Below are 18945 nucleotides of genomic sequence, written 5' to 3' on the forward strand. Positions count from 1 at the left end.
TTCAGGTTTTACATACATATTTCATGAACATGGAACGTTTTTAACAAAACCGGTTTAATGTAGGACTTGTACTTGAGACAAATTCCAAGCCAAGACATGAAGGAGAGGATTAGGCGAACGTGGTTACGATTGCTGATGTAGCAAAAGCTGCGGGGGTTTCGAAAGGTACGGTATCCAGCGTGTTCAGCAAGAAACGTCCCATCAGCAAAGAGGTCACGCAGCGTGTGCTTAAGGCGGCAGAGGAATTGAACTACAGGCCGAATTACTGGGCAAGGAGCCTCGTAAACCGGAAAACCAACATTATCGGGCTGAACATGCGAAGCGAGAAAATGCCGCTGGACGCGTTCCAGCACGACCTGCTCGACGGCATGATGGAGGTTTGTTATGAACATGGATACCGGATATTGATTAACATTTTGCAGCCTTCCCTGCTGAAGCAGGTGGAGCTTATCGCTTCAGATCCGGTGGACGGCGAAATTTTGCTCGACCCGATTCATGATGACCCCCGAATTGAAGATCGGCTGAAGCGACACGTCCCCATCGTTGTGGTAGGACGCCCATCAGGTGAACGGGCCGGACAGGTATGCTCCGTCGATAACGACAATATCGCGGCAGCTGCCAAAGCGGTTAGGCTTCTGCTGTCGCAAGGGCACCAGCAGATTTTATTTCTCAACTCGGCGAAGGACCGGACTGTGGCGGAGGATCGGGAGCTGGGTTATTATTTGGCCCATCGCGAAGCCGGTGTTAATCCGCTGGCAGGACTAATCCTAAACAAACCGGATGACGATGGAACCTCGATCCGCTTCGGATACGAGATGACCCTGCAGATGCTTCGCGAACACTCGGGAATTTCCGCCGTCCTGGCGGACAACGAATCGATGGCGATGGGCATTTATCAAGCGGCGGAAGAGCTTGGTCTTGTCATACCCGGAGATCTTTCGGTCATCGCTTTCAGCGGCGGCGAGCATTTCCCGCCCGCGATGCATCCGCCATTAACCGGGATGAGGCTGGATGCAAGAACGATCGGCATGGAAGCCGCCCGCCTGCTCATCGAGCAGGTGACTACTGGCGCAGCTGGGGTTAAGCGGATACTCCTTCCGTCCGAACTGGTCGAGCGCGGATCCTGCGCATGCACCCATTAAACCGTTAACACATTGCTATCTATAACAAAAATCATTGTTGGAGGTGTTTTGAATGAAAAGAAAGTCAGGCATTTTGATGGTAACGATGCTGGCGGGTTCACTCCTGCTCTCGGCATGCAGCAGCAGCGGTGGAAGCGACACGGGTACGACGGCGGAAGGGGGAGCGGATTCCGGCAAGCAGCCGGAAATGAAGCTTCGCATTCTCTCTGCCAACGTCGGCGGGAAAACCCCGGATGAGATGAAACAGTTCGAGGCCGAGATTAAGCGGTTAACCGGCATTGACGTAACGATCGAAAAGCCGGCGAGCGACTACGACCAGAAAGTCCTGACCGTACTGGGTTCGGGTGAGAAATACGATCTGATTGAGCTCAGCGATCTGGGCAAGCTGGATCAGTTTGTCGGTCAGGGAGCGGTGACGGATCTAAGCGATTTTGTTAAGGGTTCGAGCACGCTCTCCGATCCGAAGGTAATTCCTACTGCCGAATGGGATCAGCTAAAAGACAAAGATGGCAAAATCCATGCCGTTTTCACGAAATTCCAGGGCGGCACGATGCCGATCGTCCGTAAGGACTGGCTCGATAAGCTGCATCTCCAGGAGCCGAAAACGCTGGACGACTATTATCAGGTGCTGAAAGCTTTTAAAGAGCAGGATCCGGATGGCAACGGCAAAAACGACACTTACGGCTTGAGCACGTCCGGATTATATGACATCCAGGGGTTCATGAGCGCGGCCGGATTGAAGTACCGCTATGTGATGAAGGACGACAAACGGACGATCCCGTATGCTTCCGACGAAGCGATCCCGATGTATGAATGGTTTGCCAAGCTGGTTAAGGAAGGCATCATGGATCCGAACTTCGTAACGAACGATACGGGCAAAATGCGCAACCTGTTCCTGACTGACCGGGTCGGCATGGTGACGTATTGGGATGCCTGGGTCGGCATGTTCAACAACCTGCGTAAAGAGCAGGATCCGAATACAACATTCCAGGCAGAAGCGATCGCCAGCGCCGCCGGTCCGGACGGCAAGATCCTGATGCGCCGGGGCGATCCTGACTTCTGGATCGTGCCGCAAAATGCGCCGCATGTGGAAGCGGCCGAGAAATTCCTGGAATTCTGGAACTCCCAGGACGGCATCACCCTCGGCAGCCTCGGCATTAAAGATGTTGATTATACCGAGAGCAATGGCCAATATACGCTGACGGCGGAGGGCAAGGAGCACAACATGGACCATGGCGTGCCGTTCTGGTACAACGAAAACATCAAGTCCCCGTTTGACAAGTTGCCCGGTGTCGAAGCCGCCCAAGAACTGGTCAAGCAGAATGCAACGCTGGAATTAGCCCTGCCGGGCTGGCCGGACGCGGAAAAAATCGTGCAAAATTACGCGCTGAAGGCCATGTCCGGCGAAATGCCCGCCGCCGATGCCGTCAAGAAAATGCGGGAGGAACTGAAGAGCGCGAATTTGATCGACGAATAGCTCCCGCGGTTTGATTTTACCCGATAGGATGTGACGTTAGACAAGATGAGAGCGATTCGTAAATACGGCGTACTCTATGCCATGATGCTTCCCGTCGTCATTTACTTTATCATTTACGGTTATTATCCGCTCGCGAGGGGCCTGCAGATCAGTTTTCAGGACTACAAGCTGATGGGAGAGCGTCCCTATATCGGATTCGCGAACTATGCTGCGGTGTGGCATGATCCGTTTTTCTGGAAAGCGCTGGGCAATACGGTGGTGATCGGGGGAGGCATTCTGGTCTTCGGATTTGTCGCCCCCCTGGTGATCGCCTTGTCCCTGAATGAAGTCATGACGGCATGGTTTAAAAAAACGGCGCAGATGCTGCTCTATATCCCGCATTTGTTGTCCTGGGTCGTGATCGGGGGAATGTGGATTTTCCTCCTTTCGCCCGACACGGGGATCGTCAATTTGGTGCTGCACAAGGTGGCCGGCATTGAGCCTATCCATTTTCTGGCCGAGTCCACCTGGGCGAGATGGGTCATGATCCTGGTCTCGACGTGGAAAGACATGGGGTACAGCTGTATCCTTTTTCTGGCCGCAATCGTTTCGATCAATCCGTCCCTGTACGAAGCGGCCCGCATGGACGGGGCCACCAGAGGGCAGCTTGTGCGTTTTGTGACGCTTCCCCAGCTGAAAGGAACGATGAAAGTGATTATCCTGCTGAATACGCTCGGGGTGCTGAGAATCTTCGACCAGGTCTTTGTCCTCCGCAATCCGTCGACCTCTTCCCAGGTCGATGTGCTGATGATGTACACGTTTCAAAAAGGCATCATGGAAATGCAGGTCGGCGTAGGGGCGGCCGCGAGCTTTTTCGTGCTGGTCTTTACGCTGATATTGACGCTTGCCGTGCGGACACTAACCCGATTTGACGAGGTGGAATAGATGATGAAACATGCGAATTACGGTTTGAACGCCAAACGGATGACGGTGTTCGATTGGCTTAACGCCTTGTTCATTATCTGCCTGATGCTGACGATGATCATTCCCTTCCTGAACGTCGTATCGCTCTCGCTGTCCTCCGGGGTTGCGTCCATGAGGCCGGATATTATCCTGTTTCCCAAAGAATTCAGCCTGGATGGATACCGCACGATCTGGAACAGCCTGGATCTATGGCGCCCTTTCTTGAACAGCACGATCGTGACCGTCTTCGGAACGCTGCTGCATGTGCTGCTGTCGTCGCTGGCGGGCTATGTGCTGATTCATCCCCGGGTACCTGGAAAACGGCTGATGATCACCTTCATCCTGATTACGATGATGATTCCGCAGGAGGCAGTGCTGATTCCACTGTATGTGGTCAACAAGGACTTTCATCTGATCAACACGCTGACCGTGCTGGTGCTGTCCGGACTCGTCTCGGGATTTTCGATTCTACTGATGCGGAACTTCTTTATGAGCATCCCCTACGAAATTTCGGAATCCGCCAAGATCGACGGTGCGGGCGACTTCTGGATCTTCGCGGCCATATATATGAGGCTGGCGACCGCCGGATTGGCTACCGTGACGCTGTTTGAGTTCGTGGGACGCTGGAACATGTTCACAGCACCGCTGATCTTCATCAATGACAGTTCAAAATATACGCTGCAGGTGGCTCTGAAAGCCATGATTATCGATTCAAGCACGTCTTCCAGCAACTACCTCATCACCACAAATGTGAAAATGGCCGGAATCATCATTGCCATCCTGCCGCTGATCGTTATTTATCCGTTTGTGCAGCGGTTCTTTATGAAAGGGATCATGCTGGGTGCCACGAAAGAATAATCGAACGAAAGAGGGGAGCACGTATGCAGGCACATGTGAAAGAGACGGAATCTTTGCCGGTCGTAACGATCGGGCGGCAAGTGAACATATCTCCGGAAGAGGAGAAAACGTACCTGGAAGTGAGCTTTGACGTTCCGGCCGATGCCGAACGGATCAGCGTCGCCTATCAATATGACCGTGCAGACGGGAAGACGGTGATCGACCTCGGCCTGCGCTCACCGGAGCGGATCGTCGGCTGGAGCGGCGGCGCCAGAACGGAAATGTTCGTCGGGCTGGAAACCGCGACGCCCGGATATGCATCGGGCGATATCGCCGCAGGAGAGTGGGCCGTTCTGCTGGGAGCTTATAAAGTGCCGGATGCAGGAACGGAAGTTTCGGTCTCCATCCGGATTCATTTGAAGCATAAACGATGGATTTCGGGCGATCTGCATGCCCATACGTATTACAGCGACGGCAAACACAGCGTCGGCGAGGTGTCCCGCTTGTGTCTGGACAAAGGACTTGCCTTTCTTGCCATGACCGACCATAATACGTTCTCCCAAAACCGGAACACCCAGGCAAAGGCGGAAGAGCTGCTGCTCATCCCAGGCGTCGAGATGACCAATTATAAGGGTCATGCGAATTTGCTCGGACAGCTGGATGCACTTGAGGATTTCAGGGTGTATACGGTGGAGCAAGCTTCGGAACAGCTGGCCAAAGGAAGGAAAAGGGGAGCGCTTGCGGTGCTGAATCATCCTTTCTGTCCGGACTGCCCGTGGGAATTCGGCTTCGACGTTCCGTTCGACGCGATCGAGGTATGGAACGGGCCGTGGCGGGAACTAAACGAAAAGGCGGTACACTGGTGGCAGGAGCGTCTGGCCGAAGGACGTCGGATCGTGGCTGTGGGAGGGAGCGATTTCCACGGTCCCCATCCTTGGGTTCAGCATGGACGGCCGACCGCGCACGTGCGGGCGGAGTCGCTAACCACAGCCGGTATTCTGGAAGGAATTCGCCGGGGAAATGTTGTACTGACGCTGGATCCGGACTCCACGTTTATCGATTTTCAGATCAATGGTGCTTATGCCGGGGATCAGCTGCAGCGGAACGCTGAGTGTGGGACCGTTCTTCTTGAAGCCGTGATCCGCCGGGCCCGAGGAGATCAGATCAGCCTATGGTCCGACCGGGGGCTGGAGCGACAGTGGACGGCAGCGAATGACGTGCTAACCTTGACCTGCGAGCTGCCTCAGGACCGGCTCTTTTACCGGATGGAGTCCAGACGCGATATGGGGGAACTGGGGGCACAGGTAATGACCTGCCTGACCAACCCGATTTATCTAAATGAATAATTATTGAACTACTTTTATAGCTCGTCACCAACAGGCTATGCCAAAAAGGGTCATTCCGCGTTCCTCGCGAATGGCCCTTTTCGATGTGTTCTTGGGATAAACCTAGTACAAGACTCTCCACAGGTAAAAGGTGGCGTATGACTCCCAGCCCGACCAGCCTGCGGACATCTGCCGGATTTCCGCCTTGGATGGCTTACTGTCTCTCCCTAAGATATGCTTCATGGCGTTGTGCAGCCCGACATCGTCGATCGGAAACGCCGACGGAAACCGCAGGCACCGCATGGATACGTAGTTGGCTGTCCATGGCCCGATCCCCCGGATGCTCGTCAGCATCTTTTCTGCCGCCTGATGGCTTCCCGATTGAAGCAGCCCCAGCTTGCTAAGCTCGCCGGAAGTGATTCGCTTCGCGGTATCGATGAGGTACTCGCATTTTTTGACCGTCATCCGCAGCACAGCAAGATCTTCCGCCGAACAGGCCGCGATTTTGTCCGGTGTCGGATAAATCCAGTACGTTTCGCCCTCGCACTCCACACTCCTTCCGAAGTTCTCCACCAGGCGTCTTTTCAGCGTATAGGCATAGGTCAGGTTGATTTGCTGTCCAAGGATTCCCCAAGTGACGGCCTCGAACAAATCGGGGATGCCGACGGTCCGCAAGCCTCGAAAGGATTGCACGGGATCTTTCAGAAGGGGATCGGATTCCGCCAATCGGTAGAAAGGGGCGATATCCCGGTCGAGATCGAACCATTCCCGAACATAACGGGCCACCTCGGCGCGTACCCATTTGCGGGAAGGGGCCGTTTCGCCAAGAAAACGGACCACCAGCTCCCGGCAGTCCCCGGCACGGATTTCGATCACCGGTGTCTCGTCAGCGACGGACAGCGCTTTGTAAATCCGACCGTTGTCAATCCGGTGCAGGCACTCATTGGTGGAGCGCAGCAAATATTTGAAGTTTTCCTCGAAATTGAACTCCGCCGGGATGAAGAGCTTGATCTCGTGTTTATGATCCTCCCAAGAGCCGCGGGGAAGGGTGGAGCAGCACTTTCTGCATGGACGGTATCCCGCAAGCTCGGCTTCTTCCCTGGTATGAAAGCGGATCGTATTTTCAGGTTTGGGATGACCGCTGCACCATGGAGTGCAGTAAATGTGCATCGTCGTAACGCCCGTAAAATAAGGAGCGTCCCAAACCGAATGCATCGTCTCTTGTCGGCATTGAGTGGACACTGGAGGCCCTCCTTTACATCTTGCTTACGTTACCAGTGTATACCGAAACCGCTGCGCTTTCATTTCGATATCTTGCTTTTACATTCCCAAGTCCATCCCAAGCGGCACAAAGAAGGGTATACTGGGGGTGGAGGTGAGGCTGATGAGAGATCCATGGAATGACCGGGATACAGACCCGGCCGAGATGAAGCGCCGGATAAAAGAGGATATTCCGGAAGAGAAGTGGCAGGCGATCGTCTCCAACGATGCGGCGTATGATTTCCGTTTCTTTTACGCGGTCAGCACGACGGGGATTTTCTGCCGGCCTTCCTGCAAATCCAGACCGCCCAACAAGGAGAACGTACGAATCTTTCAACACGCGGAAGAGGCGCTGGCGGCTCGTTTCCGGCCGTGCAAGCGGTGCAAGCCGACCGGCGAGAAGCTGCCCGATCAGGAATGGGTGAATCAAATCACCGACTATATCGACCGTCATTTTCGGGATAAGCTGTCTTTGGAACATTTAGCTGATGTCTGTCATGGCAGCCCCTTTCATCTGCAGCGGACCTTTAAGCGGGTGCAAGGAATCAGCCCGGTTGAATATATCCAGCGCAAAAGGATACAGGAAGCTAAACACCTGCTGGCACACACGGACCAATCCATCACGGAGATTGCCGCAGGGGTTGGGAACCCGAACGTCCCGTATTTTATTACGCTGTTCAAAAAAATGACCGGCCAAACGCCGCTGGAATTCCGGCAAATATGGCAGCACGGCGCTGCCCAGGAGGTGCAAACGGATGAATATGAACATGACCACGGCAAGCAAAACTGACCTGGCAGCTCTGTATTGGGACAGGCTCGACGGAAACGGCTGGAGCCTTTATGCGGCCGCCACGGCCCAAGGGCTTGGTTATGTCGGTTCCCACGGCGGATCGTTTGATGAACTTGAAGCCTGGGCGGCACAGCGTTATCCGAATCATCAATGGGTTCGTGATGAAAAGACAATGTTCCCTTACATCACGGAAATCACGGAGTATCTCCAGGGAACAAGAGAAGAGTTCACGATCCCGATGGATGACCGGGGCACCCCATTCCAGAGGGAGGTATGGCAGGCACTCTGCTTTATTCCGTATGGGCAGACCGTAACCTATTCCGAGATCGCTCATCAGATCGGTCGGCCGGCAGCTGTGAGGGCGGTCGGCGCCGCAATTGGAGCCAATCCGGTACTGATCATGGTGCCCTGCCACCGTGTCATCGGGAAGAACGGGGCGCTTACGGGATACCGCGGCGGACTGGAAATGAAAGAGAGGCTGCTTGCGCTGGAAGCGGGGCAATCCATCCCGGCTGGGGGACAGCATCATGCCAACTAGCATCCGGGAGCGGATCCGGGGGGTAGACTGGGAGGCGCTTCGGAATACGCTGGACAATCAAGGGTATGCCAAGCTGCCTGCCATTCTATCCCCGAAAGAATGCGATGCGTTGATTGCAACCTACGCCAACGATGAACTGTTTCGCAGCACGATTTCGATGGCCCGGTATCGCTTCGGGAGCGGGGAATATAAGTACTATGACCGCCCGCTGCCAGTGCCGATCCAACAGCTCAGGGAAAACCTGTACCCGGAACTAGCCCGGACCGCCAACCGTTGGCATGAACAGCTCGGCATGGATGCGGGGTATCCGGAGTCGCTTGACGAATTTTTGGAAGAGTGCCATCGGCAAGGACAGCAGCGGTCAACGCCGCTGATCCTGAAGTACGAGGCCGGGGGCTACAATTGCCTGCATCAGGATTTGTACGGCGAAGCGTATTTTCCTTTTCAAGTCGTGTTCGCTTTGAATCAAAGGCAGCGGGATTATACCGGCGGGGAGTTTCTGCTGGTAGAGCAGCGTCCGCGGGCGCAGAGCCGGGGACATGTGATCACGCTCGAACAGGGGGAAGGGCTGATATTCCCAACGAACTACCGGCCGGTTCAAGGGACTAGAGGCTATTACCGGACCACACTCCGTCATGGGGTAAGCACGGTACAGACTGGGATTCGATATACGCTCGGGGTTATTTTTCATGATGCCACCTGAGCGTATCCCCTCCTTTTTTTGAAATGTCGCGAGCCTGTATTGACAACGGTAAACGGAAGTTACAATATTAGGGGGAGATGCAATCGCTTTCAAGGCGGAGGTGTTTGGGCCGGCAGGACATCGTCCACAACCGTGTCTTATCGTTCGACCCGATTAATACCGCATTAGGGAACGCGATTGAACTGCCCGATTTCTTATGGAATAAGAGATTTGTATGGACTTTTACCATAGGATCAAAATACGGGCAGCAACTACAGGAAAGTGTGGGGATTGAATGCCAAATTTATCGCTGACGACGTGGAGCCTCCACCGAAATCTGGGTCCTTTGCGCTGGACACAGTGGGACAATGAGCGGAAGGAACACGTCACCCGGATAGAGGAGCAGCCGGAGAAGCTCTCGCTGATTGAACTTCCGGCTGTACTGAGAGACAAGGGCTTCACCACGATGGAAATTTGCCACTTTCATTTCAAGGATACGAGCAGCAGCTATCTTCAGGAGCTTCGCGAAGCGATTCAGAAGGCGGGGATGCGCTTTTATACTCTGCTGGCGGATTACGGTGACATTACGAATCCGGATGACACGCGCCGGGAAGCAGATATGCAATGGCTGCAGCACTGGATCGATATCGCGTCCGCAGCGGGCGCGGAGCGGATCCGGATTATCGGCGGCGATGCCGATCCCGGCGATGCCGAAGCACTGCGGTTGGCCGCCAGTCAGCTGCAGCGGCTGATCGATTACGCGGCGGATAAACAGGTCCGCATCGTCACCGAGAATTTTCATGCGATGACCTCCACCGCGGACAACTGTCTGGCTCTGCTGGATGCTTGCGGCACCGGGCTTGGATTGACGTCGGATTTCGGCAATTTTAAGGGACCGACCAAGCTTGGTGAGCTGTCCCGTACGATAACCAGGAGCGAATCCATCCACGCCAAGGCACAGCAGGATGAACAGGGCAACCTCGACGATGCGGAATTTATTTCATGTATGGAGCTGGTGAAAGGGCATCGTTACGAAGGACCGATTACGATCGTTTATGACGGTCCCGGCGATATGTGGGACGGCATTGATCGGGTAAGAGCGTTGGTTACCCCGTACTTGGGCTGACGGTGACGTCTCTTGGGTCTGAAGGTTTATCTATCTTAATAAGAGAGTTCAAAAGGCGATTTGCTGCGGGGAACTTCCCAGCGGCAGGTCGCCTTTTTTTATGGAAAATGGCTCGAGCGCGGCCATGGAATAATTATAAAGATGGAATAGATATTAACGAGTTCAGGAATAGAAGAAGATGATATTTTTATGTATTATATCGTAACATTGTTATGTTTCATTAGCTGTACGATCGCGCGATATTGAGACATTTTCACCACGGATGTCGTTTTTGTCGATATAAAGCACCCTCGGTGCACATCATGTCGAAGGGTGGAGGGGGAGAATTTATCGGCTGGATGCTGAATTTCTATTAATCCGGCTTATTTCATCCCTTAATCACAGGGGTACGGAACAATGTTACGTAATGAAATAGACCCATCCGGATGATTTCTTCTGCTTGGCGTTTGCCGTACTCAGATCTTTGATGAACTTGAAGGACGGCGGCGCTTATTTGACCGGAATCTCGAATATGGCTCCATCCAGGAACGGTTCAAACACGCGGTTAGAGCAGGAGATTCAGCATAAAAAAAGCTGCATATTCCAGAAGAAGGGAACGGGTCCCTGTCTGAAATGGCAGCTCTTTTGGGATTAACGGCGTTATCTTGCCAGCCATCCTCCGTCGACACACAGAACATGGCCGTTGACATAATCGGATGCCTGGGAAGCCAGGAAGACGACCGGACCCTTCAAATCTTCCGGCGTGCCCCAGCGGCCTGCAGGAATCCGTTCGGTAATGGATTGCAGGCGCTGCTCGTCTGAGCGGATCGGCGCCGTATTGTTCGTCTCCATGTACCCGGGGGCAATGGCGTTGATCTGGACGCCTTTTCCGGCCCATTCGTTGGCAAGCGCTTTGGTGACCCCGGCAACCGCATGCTTCGCGGCTGTATAGCCGGGCACATTAATGCCTCCTTGAAAGGTGAGCATGGACGCAATATTGATGATTTTGCCGCTGCCGCGCTCGAGCATGTGGCGTCCGGCGAGCTGGCTGAGGAAGAACACCGTGTTCAGATTCAAATTGATCACGTCGTTCCAATCCTGGCGCGCATGGTCCGCTGCCGGCGTACGGCGGATGATGCCCGCATTGTTCACCAAAATATCGATACCGCCGTAATAGGAAAGCGCCTGCGCGAACACTTGATCCAAGGCGTCCGTGTCGCTTAAGTCAGCGGAAATTTGCTCAGCCTTCCCGCCCAGCTTGCGAATCTCCTCGACCGTCCGGTCGCTGTTCGTCGAGGAGATGCATACGACCGAGGCGCCGGCTTCCGCCAGGCCAACAGCCATGCCTTGTCCCAGGCCGCCGGAGGTGCCGGTGACGAGGGCGATTTTACCCGTCAAATCAAACATCGTATATCAGTCCTTTGTATGGGATAGGTTGGATGCTTCACTGCGCATTCGCTACTTCGAGACGGGCGCCCGCTTGGCGAACGGTATCAGCCAATTCGGGGCTGCAGCCCGAGTCGGTAAGGATCGCTTCCACTTCGTTCAGCTTCGCAAACGTCAGCAGGGCGCTTTGTCCGAATTTGTGATGGTCCACCACGGCGTAACAGGTACGCGCGGTCTCAAGGAGCGCCCGTTTGATGTCCAGAAGCTCTCCGGTGTAGATCGTCAGCCCGTCTTCGGGATGCAGGCCCGTTGCCGACAGAAACGCCTTGTGAATATTCAGCCGCCGAACATAGGTGACCGCTTCCGGCCCCGCCAGCATGTTCCGCACGCGGTAGCCTCCCGGGACGACAAGCCGAATGGCGTCCTTGCGGGCAAGCTCCGAAATGATGTGGACATCGTTGGTGACGACGGTCAGGGGCTGGTTATCCAGCGCCTTGGCGATTTCAAGCGTCGTGCTGCCGCCGTCCAGGGCGATGACGTCATTCGGTTCGATGCGCGATAGGGCCAGGCGGGCGATATCCGCCTTCTCCGAAGCGTGGCGCGCCAGCGGTTCCTTAGTGGACAAAATGCCCAGCTGGTCGCTTTGCGCCAAAATCGCACCGCCATGCACCCGCTGGAGCAGACCTTTGTCCTCCAGCTTCGCCAGATCCTCGCGGATCGTCTTGCCGGTGACGTTCAGCTGTTCACTGAGTTCGGCAACCGTCACCTCCTGTTTGGCCAGGAGCAGCTCCATGATGTTTTCGTAGCGGCGTAAAGGGTTCATTGGTTATTCATCCATTCGTTCGAGTTTTATCTTATTTTAATTCATCCATGCCGACAGGGTCCATATCCTCAAAGATTTGGTTCTCGCCGGCCATGCCCCAAATGAAGGTATAGCTGTTTGTTCCAACGCCGCTGTGGATGGACCAGCTTGGGGAAATGACGCCCTGTTCGTTGCGGACGACGAGGTGGCGGGTTTCCTGCGGCTCACCCATGAAGTGGAAGACGTTGCCGTCTTCCGGCATGTCGAAATAGAAATAAACCTCGGAACGGCGGTTATGCGTGTGGCACGGCATCGTGTTCCACATGCTGCCCGGCTTCAAGAGCGTCATGCCCATGACGAGCTGGCAGCTTTGGATTCCGCCGGTATGGATGTAACGGTAGATCGTGCGCTCGTTGGAATTGCTCAAGCTGCCAAGGTTGTTCGGCGAAGCTTCGCTGATGGCCGCCTTAACTGTCGGATAAGCTTTGTGGGCAGGGGTGGAGTTCAGGTAGTATTTAGCCGGATTGGCTTTGTCACTGCTGCTGAACACCACTTCTTTGGCGCCGAGCCCCACGTAGAGGCAGTCCTTCGAATCGATGGTATAGTCCGTGCCGTCTACGCTGATCGTACCCGGTCCCCCGACATTGATGATGCCGATTTCGCGGCGCTCAAGGAACGTATCGGCTCCCATCGTTTTCGGGTCGGCTTCCAGCTTGACACTCTGATTCACCGGAACCGCGCCGCCAACGATAAAGCGATCGACATGCGTGTAATAGAGCGTGAGCTGATCCGCTACAAACATCGACTCGATCAAAAATTCCTGACGCAGGCGAGCCGTATCAAACGCTTTCACTTCTTGGGGATGGGATGCGTATCTAATTTCCATGTTCGTACCTCCATAAGTTCATAATGGTTTATATAAGTTCTATATTGTTCATTATAGTTCATTCACTTGGGATTTCAAGCATAATTTAAAGCGGATACATTCCCACAATTGACCAGCAATTCAGCGATCTGTTATGTTGATCTTGGAATGCAGCGTGGTTAAAACGAATGTTATATAAGTTGAACTAAAGACTACGGAGTGTACTCAACAACCATTTCGATGTTTTAACTTATATAACTCGTACAACGATGGAGGTGTAGAAATGCCTGAAGCGATCAACATCCGGCCGGCGGAGGCTGCGGATCTCCCGTTTTTGTGGGAGATGCTGTACGCTTCCATGTACACGCCGGAAGGAGAGCCGCCGTTATCCCGTGATATCCTTGCACGCCCTGAAATATCGAAGTACTTGGACGATTGGGGAAAGGAAGGCGACATGGCTTTCATCGCCGTCTCCGGCGAGGGTGAGCAGCTGGGATCGGTCACGCTCCGGTTGTTTGATGCGGAACATCCCGGATACGGTTACGTGGACGAGAATACGCCGGAGCTGGGCATGGCCATCCTGCCGGAACAACGCGGCAAGGGGATTGGAACGCTGCTCATGCAGCGGGCGTTCGAGGAGCTGTACGCTGCAGGGATACCGGCCGTATCCTTAAGCGTGGACCCCAGAAACCGTGCGATTAGGCTGTATGAACGTTTCGGTTTTACGAAAGTCGGCATGTCCGGCACTTCGATCACGATGAAAGCGCAGGTTCAGCGTCCGGGCATATAGGGAACCGAGGAATCATTACATAATTGGAAAGCGGGGAAAAAGAACATGAGCCAAAGTGCCAAAAGGCTGGACAAAGAAATTACAAAGCGGGTCAGACTGGACTACTTGCTGCACTTGCCTGAAGCCTATGAAAGTGAGCCTGAGAAAAAATGGCCGCTGATCCTCTTCCTACACGGTTCGGGTGAGCGCGGGAACAATGTGGAGCTGGTCAAGGTGCACGGCATTCCGAAGATCGCGGAACAGGATCCGCAGTTTCCGTTCATTGCCATTTCGCCTCAATGCCCGGAAGACTCGTTCTGGGCGATGGAGGAAGACGCCTTGATGGCTCTCCTAGAGGACGTGGAGCGTCACTATCGAGTGGATTCAAAGCGCATTTATTTAACAGGATTAAGTATGGGCGGATACGGGGCATGGCAGCTGGCTGCGATGTATCCAAATAGGTGGGCGGCGGTCGTGCCGATTTGCGGTGGCATGGAACCGAAATATGCCGAGCAGATCAAGGATATCCCGATTTGGGCTTTCCATGGGGCCAAGGACGATGTCGTACCGCTGTCGGAATCCGAACAAATCGTGAAGGCGCTGGAAGAAATCGGCGGAAACGTGAAATTTACGGTGTATCCGGATGCAAACCATAATTCCTGGACCGAGACATACGCCAACAAGGAATTGTATGCCTGGCTGCTCAGCCACTCATTATCTTAAAATAGCAAAAGGATGGATAAGCCCGGTTCTAAGCCGGACTTACCCATCCTTATTTTGTATGCAAGCGTCATGATTTCATCGATTTAACGTTCTGTGACCCCTTAAAATATCGCTTAACCACGTCGTACGCCAGCTTCGGCCTGCGATACCTGTCGACGATGCCCTTGCTGTTTTGAGCACCTGCACGGGATAACAGCCAGCCGGTCGCATCGGTGACACGGCAGTCGCAAAACTGCCAAATATACATGCCTGACAGGAAGGGGCTTGCTGTATATGCAGCGAGGTTGGCTTCAATGATATCCGCCTGCCGCTCCTCGGTGCCGCGCATCCGTGCATTGTCGCGCAAACCGTAATATCCATCCCCGCCGAACTCGCTCATGATCATCGGCTTGCCGGCGCCTCCTGCCCGGTCAGCCCATGCCCGCGCCTGTTCGCAGAGAGCCTTTGGATCCTCGTCCGTATACCAGCCGGGATACAGATTAAAGGAAACGATATCCGCCAAATCAAAGCAGAGCTCCCGCTCCCTGTGATGCGAAGCGAACGTCAGCGGACGGCTGGCGTCCAGCGCTCTCAGCTGCCCAAGCTGCCGGCTGTAGTGCTCCCGGCCTTCCTCCGTATCGCTGGCGCATTCGTTCAGGATCGCCCAAAGGATGATCGAAGGATGATTGTAATGCTGTTCGACCATTTCGCGGTTGACTTGTTCGCACTGCCAGGCGAAATTCGGATTGCGCATTTGCTCCAGGGACAAGCCTCTCGCATGATTTTCCTCCCACACCAGAAAGCCGAGTTCGTCGCATAGATCCAGGAAACGTTCGTCGTTCGGATAATGGCTCGTCCGGACGGAGTTAGCCCCCATATCACGCATCAGGTCGAGATCATGCAGCATCAAAGATACGGAAAGAGCCGCTCCTGCCATCGGATGATCTTCATGCCGGTTGAAGCCTTGGAGCACCACATCTTTGCCGTTGACCTGAAGTTTGCCGTTCTCGGTGCTTACCGTCCGGAAGCCGACCCGTTCAATCAGATCATCGAGCGCCAGGCTGCCCGATTCTTCGTATAGCCGGAGATGAAGCTGATACAGCGAGGGCTCTTCCGGCGACCAGGAAGAAACGTCCGGAAAGGCAAACGACTTTTGCAGCTTTTTTTCAGCCTTTGGCGCCAAGGTGACGGTTCCAAGCGAAAAGTCGATTCCCGCGAGAGTACCGGTTACCTTGACCGTTCGCTCCATGTCATCCGGATTGCTGACGACGGCTTGGACTTCGGCGCTCCATACACCACTATGATGTTCAGGAGTAAAATAAAGCTGCCGCACATAAGGGCTATAAAGCTCCTCAAGGACGACAGGGCGGATGATACCGCCGTAAGTGTAATAATCGTTTGGAATATGCAGGGCGGATTCTACGCTGAAGCGGTTGTCGGCTGCGACGATCAGCGTGTGCTCACCCGGCCGTACATCCGGGATCACCACATCAAACGCAGTGTAGGCGTTATAATGCTGTGCGATTTTCACCCCATCCCAGTAGACGTGGGCCGTATGGCTTACCCCTTTAAAAACAAGCCGGACAGATGCCTCCCGCCGGATATGTACAACGGTTCGATAGGCACCAACGCCTTGATATGTACTGAAATCGGGATGCGTCTCCCAGCAGGATGGCACCGTCATCCGGTAGGGGAAGGTCTGGCCGGCATGAACGGACAAATCGGGTTCGTCGACGACGGTAAAATCCCAAGTGCTTTCTATAGTGCGGCTTAAACGGACTTCATGGTTTACGAATAATCTTTCCACCTTGGCTGCTCCTCCTTGATCTACAATGTACAGGCTCCTAATCCCTTTCTTCTTGCTTGATTAGTGTCGAATGCGGGCGTGGGCTGTTCGAGACTCGCTATTGGACGTGCTCAGATTCATGCTAAGCGATTTCAGTTGGGGGATCAATCGGAATAAATTGATGTAATGTGGATTTTTTTGATTTGCGGCCTTTTTTACCACGGAATGTTCAACCGCATAAAAACGGAATCCGCTGGAAACGCTACTTCATATCTTTGCCATCTAAAACTGACCTGTCTATGTACATAAATACGAAAAAGGAGAGCTGCAGCATGGACCAACAACAAAAACCTATGGAACATGGCACTTCGGTGACCGGTTCCGGCGATGCCCTTGATCGCCGCATGGCTCCGGGCGAAGACGAAATGTCTCTCACCACGCGCCAGGGCCATCCGGTGAAGAATAACCAGAACATGCGGACAGTGGGAAGCCGCGGACCGGCAACGCTGGAAAACTATCAATTTATCGAAAAAATTACGCATTTTGACCGTGAGCGCATTCCGGAACGCGTCGTGCATGCAAGAGGAGCGGGAGCGCACGGATACTTCGAGGCCTACGGCAAGGTTGGAGATGAACCGGTTTCCAAGTATACGCGGGCGAAATTGTTCCAGGAAGAAGGCAAACGAACACCGGTCTTCGTCCGTTTCTCCTCGGTTATCCACGGCGGCCATTCCCCGGAGACGCTGCGTGATCCGCGCGGCTTTGCCGTGAAATTCTACACCGAAGACGGAAACTGGGACCTGGTCGGGAACAATTTGAAAATTTTCTTTATCCGCGACGCCATCAAGTTTCCTGACATGATCCACGCCTTCAAGCCGGATCCGGTCACGAACATCCAGGACAACGAGCGGTTCTTCGATTTTTGCTGCAACTCGCCGGAAACGATGCATATGGTGACGTTCATTCAATCCCCATGGGGCATCCCGGCCAACTACCGGCAGATGCAGGGGTCAGGGGTCAACACGTATAAATGGGTAAATGCTGAGGGAGAAGCGGTATTGATCAAGTACCACTGGGAGCCGAAGCAGGGCATCAAAAATTTGACCCAAGCCGAGGCGGAAGACATACAGGGGAAAAACTTCAACCATGCGACCCAGGACTTGTACGAAGCGATCGAGCGCGGCGATTATCCGGAGTGGGAGCTATTCGTGCAAATTTTGAGCGACGACGACCATCCCGAACTGGACTTCGACCCGCTGGACGATACCAAGCTGTGGCCGAAGGAGCAGATTCCTTGGCGACCGGTCGGCCGGATGGTGCTGAACAAAAATCCGGAGAACTATTTTGCCGAAGTGGAGCAGGCGGCGTTCGGAACCGGTGTGCTCGTCGACGGGATGGATTTTTCCGATGATAAAATGCTTCAGGGACGTACGCTGTCCTATTCGGATACCCAGCGCTACCGTGTTGGGCCGAATTACCTCCAGCTGCCAATCAACGCGCCGAAGAAACGGGTGGCCACCAATCAGCGTGACGGCCAGATGACGTATTATGTGGATATGGCTCCCGGGCAGAATCCCCATATCAATTATGAACCGTCCTCGCTGAACGGTTTGAAGGAAGCTCCCCGGAAGGAAATCGACTACATGCCGCATGTGGAAGGCAAGCTGATGCAGGCCAGCATCGAACGAACCAACGATTACAAGCAGGCCGGGGAGACGTACCGTGCGTTTGACGAGTTTGAAAAGAACGAGCTGATCACCAATCTGGTTAACGCGCTGTCATCCTGCAGCCCGGTCATTCAGGAAAAGATGATCCACCATCTGACCCAGTGCGACGAGGAATACGGCCGGCGCGTCGCCGAAGGGATCAAACAGCATGGACCAAGCAGCCACCATGGCCCGCTGGGCGCCACTCACACTCATGAAGCGGTGGAGGAAGCCGAACGGAAAGGCCACAGCACCGACTCGTATTGACACCATTCATGCATCTAAAAAAGCACGCAAACCTAAACGGTCTGCGTGCTTTTGTCTTCTCGAAATTTTTCTCTCGCATCGTAATCTTTCCGGGCTTGTTCGATCTGAGGATAATGCTCGTTCAGCCAATGGTTAAGTTGGCGCAGGTAGGGGATCAAGCTCTCTCCTAGTGGAGTCAGGGTATATTCCACCACAGGCGGAATCTCTGGAAGGACACTGCGCTCAATGAGTCCGTCCCGCTCCAGCTGGCGGAGCGTCTGGGTTAGCATCTTTTGGGAAATGTCGGCGATGCTTCGCTGAAGCTGACCGTACCGTTTGGTGCCTTTCTCCAATACGAAAATGATGAGGACCGCCCATTTATTCGAAACGATTTCCAGTACACGCCGAGCCGTGCAGGACGTGACCGAAAATACGGGTTCCGCTGCTTTTATGTTTTCCATCATCCACCTCCTAACGCACCTACAGGTTCGTAACGAACCGAAAAGTGCCTTCTTTTCACATTGTACTCACTGTATTAATCTATGTCTACCAACCCGAACCCCCCCTCCACAATTTTCCAGAAAC

The 18945-nt window shown here is 54.0% G+C and carries 18 protein-coding genes; 12 read left to right on the forward strand and 6 right to left on the reverse strand.

The genetic code is table 11. From position 1 onward, the window contains the following. Positions 1 to 119: 119 nt before the first annotated feature. The 5 genes from FHS19_RS07895 to FHS19_RS07915 are packed head-to-tail and all read left to right on the forward strand — an operon-like array spanning position 120 to position 5744. A complete protein-coding gene (locus FHS19_RS07895) occupies positions 120 to 1142 on the forward strand; it encodes a LacI family DNA-binding transcriptional regulator (protein ID WP_183581030.1) in 1023 nt (340 codons plus the stop codon). Between the two features lie 52 nt (positions 1143 to 1194). After that, a complete protein-coding gene (locus FHS19_RS07900; protein WP_183581033.1) occupies positions 1195 to 2619 on the forward strand; it encodes an extracellular solute-binding protein in 1425 nt (474 codons plus the stop codon). 45 nt (positions 2620 to 2664) lie between these two features. Continuing rightward, positions 2665 to 3543 carry an ABC transporter permease subunit gene (locus FHS19_RS07905; RefSeq protein ID WP_183581036.1) on the forward strand — a complete coding sequence of 293 codons (879 nt, stop codon included), beginning with the start codon at positions 2665 to 2667 and terminating at the stop codon, positions 3541 to 3543. Continuing rightward, the gene (locus FHS19_RS07910; protein ID WP_246426454.1) at positions 3544 to 4419 is read left to right on the forward strand and encodes a carbohydrate ABC transporter permease; all 876 of its coding nucleotides are present in this window, start codon (positions 3544 to 3546) and stop codon (positions 4417 to 4419) included. A gap of 23 nt (positions 4420 to 4442) precedes the next feature. Next, positions 4443 to 5744 (forward strand): CehA/McbA family metallohydrolase, encoded by a 1302-nt coding sequence (locus tag FHS19_RS07915; RefSeq protein WP_183581039.1) that lies wholly within the window; start codon positions 4443 to 4445, stop codon positions 5742 to 5744. Between the two features lie 102 nt (positions 5745 to 5846). Here the strand turns inward: FHS19_RS07915 and FHS19_RS07920 are convergent, their stop codons facing one another. Continuing rightward, positions 5847 to 6938 (reverse strand): DNA-3-methyladenine glycosylase 2, encoded by a 1092-nt coding sequence (locus FHS19_RS07920; RefSeq protein WP_183581502.1) that lies wholly within the window; start codon positions 6936 to 6938, stop codon positions 5847 to 5849. Between the two features lie 211 nt (positions 6939 to 7149). Between FHS19_RS07920 and FHS19_RS07925 the strand changes: the two genes are divergently transcribed. The 4 genes from FHS19_RS07925 (at position 7150) to FHS19_RS07940 (ending at position 10119) form a co-directional block, all read left to right on the forward strand. After that, a complete protein-coding gene (locus tag FHS19_RS07925; protein WP_246426522.1) occupies positions 7150 to 7773 on the forward strand; it encodes a bifunctional transcriptional activator/DNA repair enzyme AdaA in 624 nt (207 codons plus the stop codon). After that, positions 7739 to 8311 (forward strand): methylated-DNA--[protein]-cysteine S-methyltransferase, encoded by a 573-nt coding sequence (locus FHS19_RS07930; RefSeq protein ID WP_246426455.1) that lies wholly within the window; start codon positions 7739 to 7741, stop codon positions 8309 to 8311. Before FHS19_RS07925 ends, FHS19_RS07930 begins: the two co-directional genes overlap by 35 nt. Further along, positions 8301 to 9014: a 2OG-Fe(II) oxygenase gene (locus tag FHS19_RS07935; protein ID WP_183581046.1), complete on the forward strand. Its 714-nt coding sequence runs from the start codon at positions 8301 to 8303 to the stop codon at positions 9012 to 9014. Before FHS19_RS07930 ends, FHS19_RS07935 begins: the two co-directional genes overlap by 11 nt. Before the next feature lie 274 nt (positions 9015 to 9288). After that, positions 9289 to 10119 (forward strand): sugar phosphate isomerase/epimerase family protein, encoded by an 831-nt coding sequence (locus FHS19_RS07940; RefSeq protein ID WP_183581049.1) that lies wholly within the window; start codon positions 9289 to 9291, stop codon positions 10117 to 10119. A 639-nt stretch (positions 10120 to 10758) separates the two neighbouring features. On the opposite strand, the gene kduD is transcribed toward FHS19_RS07940, so the two are convergent. The 3 genes from kduD to kduI are packed head-to-tail and all read right to left on the reverse strand — an operon-like array spanning position 10759 to position 13172. Continuing rightward, positions 10759 to 11505: a 2-dehydro-3-deoxy-D-gluconate 5-dehydrogenase KduD gene (kduD, locus tag FHS19_RS07945; RefSeq protein WP_183581052.1), complete on the reverse strand. Its 747-nt coding sequence runs from the start codon at positions 11503 to 11505 to the stop codon at positions 10759 to 10761. A gap of 37 nt (positions 11506 to 11542) precedes the next feature. Continuing rightward, complete coding sequence (locus FHS19_RS07950) at positions 11543 to 12307, reverse strand: DeoR/GlpR family DNA-binding transcription regulator (RefSeq protein ID WP_183581055.1); 765 nt, start codon at positions 12305 to 12307, stop codon at positions 11543 to 11545. 31 nt (positions 12308 to 12338) lie between these two features. Beyond that, complete coding sequence (gene kduI / locus FHS19_RS07955) at positions 12339 to 13172, reverse strand: 5-dehydro-4-deoxy-D-glucuronate isomerase (RefSeq protein WP_183581058.1); 834 nt, start codon at positions 13170 to 13172, stop codon at positions 12339 to 12341. Between the two features lie 262 nt (positions 13173 to 13434). Here kduI and FHS19_RS07960 point away from each other — a divergent pair, with 262 nt between their 5' ends. After that, on the forward strand, positions 13435 to 13941 hold the full coding sequence (locus FHS19_RS07960; protein ID WP_183581061.1) for a GNAT family N-acetyltransferase: 507 nt from the start codon (positions 13435 to 13437) through the stop codon (positions 13939 to 13941). Between the two features lie 45 nt (positions 13942 to 13986). Then, positions 13987 to 14643 carry a carboxylesterase family protein gene (locus FHS19_RS07965; RefSeq protein ID WP_183581064.1) on the forward strand — a complete coding sequence of 219 codons (657 nt, stop codon included), beginning with the start codon at positions 13987 to 13989 and terminating at the stop codon, positions 14641 to 14643. Between the two features lie 67 nt (positions 14644 to 14710). On the opposite strand, the gene FHS19_RS07970 is transcribed toward FHS19_RS07965, so the two are convergent. Continuing rightward, positions 14711 to 16429, reverse strand: a complete 1719-nt coding sequence (locus FHS19_RS07970; protein WP_183581066.1) for a glycoside hydrolase family 2 protein — start codon at positions 16427 to 16429, stop codon at positions 14711 to 14713. A 332-nt stretch (positions 16430 to 16761) separates the two neighbouring features. Between FHS19_RS07970 and FHS19_RS07975 the strand changes: the two genes are divergently transcribed. Then, positions 16762 to 18381 carry a catalase gene (locus FHS19_RS07975; RefSeq protein WP_376771839.1) on the forward strand — a complete coding sequence of 540 codons (1620 nt, stop codon included), beginning with the start codon at positions 16762 to 16764 and terminating at the stop codon, positions 18379 to 18381. Positions 18382 to 18413: 32 nt separating this feature from the next. Here FHS19_RS07975 and FHS19_RS07980 read toward each other — a convergent pair whose 3' ends face one another. Next, entirely contained in the window at positions 18414 to 18824 is a 411-nt protein-coding gene (locus FHS19_RS07980) for a winged helix-turn-helix transcriptional regulator (protein ID WP_246426456.1), read from the reverse strand. Positions 18825 to 18945 lie beyond the last annotated feature (121 nt).

This window comes from Paenibacillus rhizosphaerae, assembly GCF_014192015.1.
GTDB classification, from domain to species: domain Bacteria; phylum Bacillota; class Bacilli; order Paenibacillales; family Paenibacillaceae; genus Paenibacillus_AQ; species Paenibacillus_AQ rhizosphaerae.